This is a genomic window from Ruthenibacterium sp. (genome assembly GCF_017421385.1).
GTDB lineage: Bacteria > Bacillota > Clostridia > Oscillospirales > Ruminococcaceae > Ruthenibacterium > Ruthenibacterium lactatiformans.
This window is the reverse complement of record NZ_JAFOIN010000058.1, coordinates 1-7,225: the sequence shown is the minus strand read 5'-3', so window position 1 is coordinate 7,225 and position 7,225 is coordinate 1. Positions and strand designations below refer to the sequence as shown.

General features: G+C 62.0%; 5 protein-coding genes and 1 pseudogene. 5 read left to right on the top strand and 1 reads right to left on the bottom strand.

Going from position 1 to position 7,225, the window contains the following annotated elements; translation table 11 throughout:
* The coding region (locus IIY41_RS06125; protein WP_287400146.1) for a hypothetical protein at positions 1–243 on the bottom strand (243 nt) is incomplete at its 3' end.
* Between the two features lie 49 nt (positions 244–292).
* On the opposite strand from IIY41_RS06125, the pseudogene IIY41_RS06120 reads away from it, so the two are divergent.
* The 5 genes and pseudogenes from IIY41_RS06120 to IIY41_RS06100 all read left to right on the top strand — a co-directional run.
* Positions 293–1,900: pseudogene (locus IIY41_RS06120) on the top strand (DNA translocase FtsK); the annotation flags it as partial.
* 106 nt (positions 1,901–2,006) lie between these two features.
* Positions 2,007–4,001 (top strand): YgiQ family radical SAM protein, encoded by a 1,995-nt coding sequence (locus IIY41_RS06115; RefSeq protein WP_058723367.1) that lies wholly within the window; start codon positions 2,007–2,009, stop codon positions 3,999–4,001.
* Positions 3,944–4,939, top strand: coding sequence for a ComEC/Rec2 family competence protein (locus IIY41_RS06110; RefSeq protein WP_058723322.1), 996 nt, complete (start codon positions 3,944–3,946; stop codon positions 4,937–4,939). The genes IIY41_RS06115 and IIY41_RS06110 overlap by 58 nt, the downstream gene beginning before the upstream one ends.
* A complete protein-coding gene (locus tag IIY41_RS06105) occupies positions 4,939–5,184 on the top strand; it encodes a DUF3006 domain-containing protein (RefSeq protein ID WP_055080685.1) in 246 nt (81 codons plus the stop codon). Before IIY41_RS06110 ends, IIY41_RS06105 begins: the two co-directional genes overlap by 1 nt.
* Entirely contained in the window at positions 5,181–7,070 is a 1,890-nt protein-coding gene (locus IIY41_RS06100) for a glycosyltransferase (protein ID WP_055080686.1), read from the top strand. Before IIY41_RS06105 ends, IIY41_RS06100 begins: the two co-directional genes overlap by 4 nt.
* Positions 7,071–7,225 lie beyond the last annotated feature (155 nt).

The following is a 7,225-nucleotide window of genomic DNA, read 5'->3' as shown; positions in this document are numbered from 1 at the left end:
AAACAGCAGCGAGAGCACGATGCCAAAGGTCGTGAGGATCGCGACGAGCGACGCGAGCAGCAGCACCAGCATCACGATCTTTTCGACCCGCGTCCGCGCGCGGAAATCGGGTTTGATCCGCGTAAAGGCGTAAAGCCCGCCCGCGAGCGCCAGCGCGAGCATCGCGGCGATGCCGATCCACGCATATTTGTGGCTCGCGTCGGCGTAAGGCTTTACCAGCGGCGCCGCGGCGGGCAGCCGCACTGTACCGCAGGAGGAAGAAGCCTCCGCGCCCGTGCAGCCGCAGCAGGAGCCCCCTGTGCAGGAGAGCGCGGAAGACGCGCTGGCGAGCCTTGTGAAAAAGGCGGCGGGCCCCGCGCCGGAGCTTGTGGTGGATGCCAACGACCAGCTTACCATAGCGCCCGCCGCGGGCGAAGGCGAGACGGGCTACGCTTATCCGCCTCTGAGCCTTTTCCGCAAGCAGCAGCCCACGGATGAAAAGGGCGTGGAAGAGGAGCTGACACACAACGCGGATCTGCTGGTGAAAACACTGTCCAGCTTCGGCGTACAGACGCGTATGATGGATATCAGCCGCGGGCCGTCTGTCACCCGGTACGAGCTGCAGCCTCTTGCGGGCGTAAAGATCAGCCGCATCACGGGCCTGGCGGATGACATCGCGCTCAACCTTGCTACGGCGGGCGTTCGCATCGAAGCGCCCATCCCGGGCAAGGCGGCCGTGGGGATCGAGGTGCCCAACCGCAACTCCACATCCGTCAGCATCCGCAGCATTCTGGAATCGCCCGTATTCACCAAAAGCGCTTCGCCGCTTACGCTGGCCTTGGGTAAAGACATTGCGGGCGCATGCCAGGTGGCGGACCTGACCAAGATGCCGCATCTGCTCATCGCAGGCAGCACGGGCAGCGGCAAATCCGTGTGCATCAACGCCATTGTTATGAGCTTTTTGTACAAATCCTCTCCTGAGGATCTGAAACTCATTATGATCGACCCCAAGGTGGTGGAGCTGGCCGAGTATAACGGCATCCCGCACCTGCTGATGCCCGTCGTCACTGAACCGCGGAAGGCTGCGGGCGCGCTTGGCGCGGCCGTGGGCGAAATGGAAAAGCGTTACCACCTGTTCGCGGAGACCAACGTGCGCGACATCAAGAGCTATAACCGCATGGCCGCAGAGACGGAGGGCATGGAGAAGCTGCCCTACATCGCCATCGTCATCGATGAGCTGGCCGACCTGATGATGGTGGCCGGCAAGGAAGTGGAGGACTATATCTGCCGCATTGCCCAGAAAGCGCGTGCGGCGGGCATGCACCTTATCGTGGCCACGCAGCGCCCCTCGGTGGACGTCATCACGGGCCTTATCAAGGCCAATATCCCCAGCCGCATCGCTTTCGCCGTCAGCAGCCAGATCGACAGCCGCACCATTCTGGACGCGGGCGGCGCGGAAAAGCTGCTGGGCATGGGCGACATGCTGTTCATGCCTGTCGGCGCAAGCAAGCCCGTCCGCATCCAGGGGACTTATGTGCGCGACGAAGAGATCAGCGACGTGTTGAACTTCATCAAAAAGCACTCTTCCGCTGATTACAGCGAGGAGATGATCCAGGAGATGGACAAGCGCGCGGTACCTGAAAAGGGCGCGGGCGACAGCGGGGACGAGGACGACAGCCAGGACCCGATGCTCAAAACAGCCGTGGAGGTCGTTATCGACGCGGGACAGGCGTCTACAAGTCTTTTGCAGCGGCGCTGCAAGCTGGGCTACGCCCGGGCGGCCCGCATCATGGACGAGATGGAACAGCTGCACATCATCGGCCCGTACGAAGGCTCGAAGCCGCGGCAGGTGCTCATCACCCGCCAGCAGTGGATCGAGATGACGATGCAGCAGGCGTCGGATTCGACGCCGGAGGTCTGACAGGAGATACCGGATGCAGGGCGGACTGGTCCGCCCTGCATTTGCGGTTTTGTCCGCCGGGATTTTGGAAAGCACAGTGAATACGGAAACGGAAAAGGATCGTTTTATGAGTGAGAATACAAAAAATCCGGCTGTGGAGAAGTTTCTGCCTGTCTGCAAAGCCGATATGCTTGCCAGGGGATGGCGGGACGTGGATTTCGTGCTGGTAACGGGGGACGCCTATGTGGACCACCCCAGCTTCGGCGCGGCCATTATTTCGCGTCTGCTGGAGGCCGAGGGTTACCGCGTGGGCGTTCTTTCCCAGCCGGATTTCACCACCTGCGAAAGCATGAAGGAGTTCGGCCGTCCCCGCTACGGGTTTTTCATCGGCGGCGGCAATGTGGACAGTATGGTGGCGCACTATTCGGTGGCAAAGATCCGCCGCGCCCAGGACGAATACACACCGGGCGGTGCGGCAGGCAAGCGGCCGGACCGCAGCGCCACCGTTTACACGCAGCTGGCAAAGCAGGCTTACCCGGATCTTCCGGTCATTCTGGGAGGGTTGGAGGCGTCGCTTCGCCGCTTTGCCCACTACGACTATTGGCTGGATGATGTGCTGCCCAGCATCGTCGAGAGCAGCGGGGCGGATATCGTTTCCTTCGGCATGGGGGAACGCCAGACGGCGGAGATTGCACGGAGACTGGCGGCCGGGGAGCCGGTGGAGGAGATCACCGGCGTTGCGGGGACCTGTTATCTGACGGATTTCGCCGGTCTGCCCGCGTCTTATGTGGAGTGCGCCTCTTTTGCCAAAGTGCGCGCGGACAAGACGGCATATGCCAGAGCCTGCCGCATCCAGATGGACAACCAGGACGTTGTCTCGGGCAAGCCCGTGGTGCAAAAACAATCGGAGCGGTATCTGGTGCAGAACATCCCGGCGGCGCCGCTCACCCGGCGGGAGCTGGACGCCGTGTATGCGCTTCCCTTTACGCGGCGCTATCATCCCTCCTACGAAGCGCTGGGCGGCGTGCCTGCCATTGAAGAGGTGGAATTTTCCATCATCCATAACCGCGGCTGCTTCGGCGGCTGTAATTTCTGCGCCATCCAGCTCCATCAGGGGCGCAGGGTCACCTCGCGCAGCGCGGACAGCGTGGTGCGCGAGGCCGAGGCCATGACGCATGCGCCGGGTTTCAAGGGGTACATTCATGACGTGGGCGGCCCCACTGCAAACTTCCGCCTGCCCAGCTGCAAAGAGCAGATGAAAAACGGGATGTGCGCGGGCGGCAAGCACTGCCTGGCGCCGCAGCCCTGCGGCAAGATCATCGTGGACCACAGGGAATATCTGGGCATCCTGCGCAGGCTGCGCGCACTGCCGGGTGTGAAAAAGGTGTTCATCCGCAGCGGCATCCGCTATGATTACCTCATTCGCGATAAAGACGAGAGCTTTTTCAAAGAGCTGGTGGAGCATCATGTGAGCGGGCAGCTGAAGGTGGCGCCCGAGCACTGCGCGCCGGATACGCTGCGTTATATGGGAAAGCCGCCCATCGAGGTGTACAACAAATTTTCCAAGCGGTTCTATGAGCTGACGAAGCAGGCGGGAAAGAAACAATATCTGGTGCCCTACCTGATGAGCAGCCATCCGGGAAGTACACTGCGGGACGCGGTGACGCTGGCTGAATATCTGTATAAAAACAACATCAGGCCCGAGCAGGTGCAGGATTTTTATCCCACGCCGGGCACGGTGTCCACCTGCATGTTCTACACCGGGCTGGACCCGTACACGCTCAAGCCGGTGTATGTGGCGAAAACGCCGGAGGAAAAAGCCATGCAGCGCGCGCTGCTGCAATATTACGAGCCGAAGAACACGCCGCGGGTGCGCAAGGCGCTGCAGCTGGCTCATCGGGAGGACCTGATCCCGCTTTTGTGCGGCGGGCGCGGGGCTGGGAAAAGCGCGGGCACACGGCCGTGCAGCGCGGCGCGCCCGCAGCCTGCGGGCGGTGTGCAGCGGCATGGCGGCAGCACAAACGGCGCGCGCACGGCAGGCAGACCAGATAAAGGAGCAGGCACATGGCGGCAAGCAGGAGAAAGAAAAAACAGCGGAAGGAAAAATTTGAAAAAGCGCTGACGGCGGTGCTGTGCGGCATTGTCGCGGTGCTGGTGCTGTTGGCAGCCGTTATCAGCCTCAGTGAGGAAAACGGCGGTGCGCTGCCCACCTGGCAGCAGCTGTACAGCTGGTTCGGCGTAGCAGCGCCCGTGCCGCATCTGCCGGAGGAAGCGGCGGGCGCGGCTACAAAAGTACATTTTATCGACGTGGGGCAGGGAGACGCTGTTCTGCTGGAACAGAACGGCGCATTCGCACTCATCGACGCAGGCGAGCGGGAAGCAGCGGACGGGCTGATGGCGTACTTGCAGGCCGCAGGCGTTGCAAAGCTGGACCTGCTGGTGATGACGCATCCCCATGCGGACCATATAGGCGGCATGCAGGCCGTGCTGGATGCGTTCCCTGTGGACAGGGCCGTGCTGCCGGATTTTGCAAAAGCGCCGATGCCCACTACATCCACCTTCCTGAATCTGCTGGACGCCATCCGGGAAAAGCAGATCCCCACTGTGACGGCCCGCGCGGGAGATGTGTTCCCGCTGGGAGAAGGGACGCTCACGGTGCTGGGCGACGGTGTGGCCGCGGAAAATCTCAACGATATCTCTCTGGTGACGCTGTTTGAGGCGCCGGGCCTGCGCTGCCTGTCCAGCGGCGACGGCGAAAAGGCCGTGGAGGACGCGGTGCTGGCAAGCGGCGCGGATGTACATGCGGATGTTTTCAAAGCGGCGCATCACGGCTCGTCCACGTCCAATACCCAGGCATTTCTGGATGCGGTGCGCCCGCAGGCCGTTGTGGTCTCCTGCGGCGCGGGCAATTCCTACGGACATCCCCACAGCGAGGCGCTGGCCGCGTTTGCAAATGTGGGGGCGCAGGTCTACCGTACCGATACGGAGGGAACAATCATTGCGTATGTAGACAAGGCGGGGGTCTTGCAGATGGCCGTAAGCAGACAGGAGGCGGCGTGATGTATTATTCTGTGGACGCGTTGGAAAACGGAACGGCGCGTCTGGTGGATGACGCGGGCGGCAGTGCGTTCGTGCCTGCGGCAGACCTGCCGCCCGGTGCGGCGCAGGGGGATGTGCTGGAGCACAGGGACGGCGTATGGAGTGCCGCGCCCGAGGAAACAAAGCGGCGCAAAGCGCGCGCCGCGCTGCTTTTGCAGCAGATATTGGAGCGTGAAAACGCCCCGGGCAATGGAGGCTCTGAATGAAAATTGTTTTGGTGATCGACCAGTTCGACGATTCAAACAACGGCACCACTGTGACGGCGCGGCGCTTTGCGGGCCAGCTGCGCAGGCGCGGGCACGAGGTTGTCATTCTTGCGGGCGGCGCGCCGTGCGAGGGCAAGATATGCGCTCCGGTGCACCGTATCCCGGTGTTCCAGAAGCTCATCGAAAGCCAGGGCATGTGCTTTGCGAAGCCCGATGAAGAGGCATATTACACGGCCTTCAAGGACGCCGATATCGTGCACTTTTATATGCCGTTCCGCTTTTGCCGCAGGGGGGAGGAACTGGCCCGCCAGATGGGCATTCCCACAGTGGCGGCCTTTCACGTGCAGCCGGAGAATATCACCTCCAGCATTTTTTTGGGCAAAAACAGGCGCGTGAATGATTTCCTGTACTGGTGGTTCTACAAGGTGTTTTACAACCGGTTCGACCATATCCACTGTCCCAGCGCTTTTATCGCCCGGCAGCTGGAGAGCCATGGCTACGGCGCGAAGCTGTGGGTCATCTCCAACGGTGTTGCGGACGCGTTTCGTCCCGCGCAGGTGCCGCGCGCACCGGAGCTGGAGGGAAGGTTCACGATTTTGATGATCGGCCGCCTTTCCGGCGAAAAACGGCAGGATCTGATCATAGAGGCTGCGAAACGCAGCAAATATGCAGACAGGCTCCAGCTGGTATTTGCGGGCAAGGGCCCTAAGGAAAAGGCATACCGCAAGCTTGCCGCGGGGCTGGCGCATCCGCCCGTGTTCGGCTTCTACGGCCAGGACGAGCTGCGCCGGCTCATCAATATGTGCGACCTTTACGTCCATGCCTCCGACGCCGAGATCGAGGGTATCAGCTGTATGGAGGCGCTGGCCTGCGGGCTGGTGCCGGTCATCTCGGATTCGCCGCTTTCCGCCACCGGCCAGTTCGCGCTGTGCGCGGAGAGCCTGTTCCGTGCGGGCGACGCGGATGATCTTGCGCGCAGGATCGATTACTGGGTGGAGCATCCGGAGGAAAAACGCGCTTATGCCGAACAGTACGCGCTCCGGCAGGATGAGAATCGTGTGGAAGCCTGTGTGGCCCGCGCCGAGGAGATGTACGCCTCGGCGATCCGGGACAAGCGGCGCAAAGGCTACCGCAAGGTGCCCCTCAGCCGCTGGCGGCGCTGCACAAGCCCCAGCTGCGAGGCTATCCGGCGCAATTTCTGTCAGGGCGGTACAGTGCGCACGCTGTTGTTCTGGCTGTTCACCACGCTGCTTTCTCCCATCCTGTGGCTGCTGGACCGCCTTTGGCTGGGCGCCAGGATCGAAGGCCGGGAAAATCTCGACGCCGTGCAGGGCGGTGCGGTCAGCATAATGAACCATGTTCATCCGCTGGATTGCACCATGGCAAAGGTGGCGCTGTTTCCCTACAGGCTGTGGTTTATCAGCTTGGCGTCCAACCTGCAAAAGCCATTTACAGGCTGGCTCATCCGCTTCTGCGGAGGCGTGCCGCTGCCGGATGATATCCACGGAATGGCGGCGCTGGAGCGCGGCATGGAAGCGCGTATCCGCGGCGGCGCTTTCGTGCATTTTTACCCGGAGGGCATGCTGGTGCCGTACCATGAAGGCCTGCGGGCGTTCCATCCGGGTGCGTTTGCCACCGCGGTGCGTGCAGGCTGTCCGGTGGTGCCCATGATGCTGTGCCGGCGTCCGGCCCGTGGCCTTTGGGCGTGGCGCAAAAAGCCCTGTTTTACGCTGCGCATCGGCGCGCCGCTGTACGCGGATGCATCGCTGCCGAAAAAACAGGCCGCGCGGGATCTGCAGCTGCGGGCCGAAGCAGCTATGCTTGCTTTGGAACGCGGCGAAACGCCTCCTTTGGCCGTAGGGGAACCTGCGTTGGACGCGGAATGAAGTGAAGCGGCCGGATGGCGGTTTCGGGCATGCGGGCTGTCCCGGGGCTGTAGACATCAGGAAAAGGTTTTATTTGCAGCGCTGGAAAATCAAGCGTCCGGCTGCTTTGGCGGTGTTCCGTCAAAGCAGCCGGACGCGTTTAGGTTTTTTGTTTT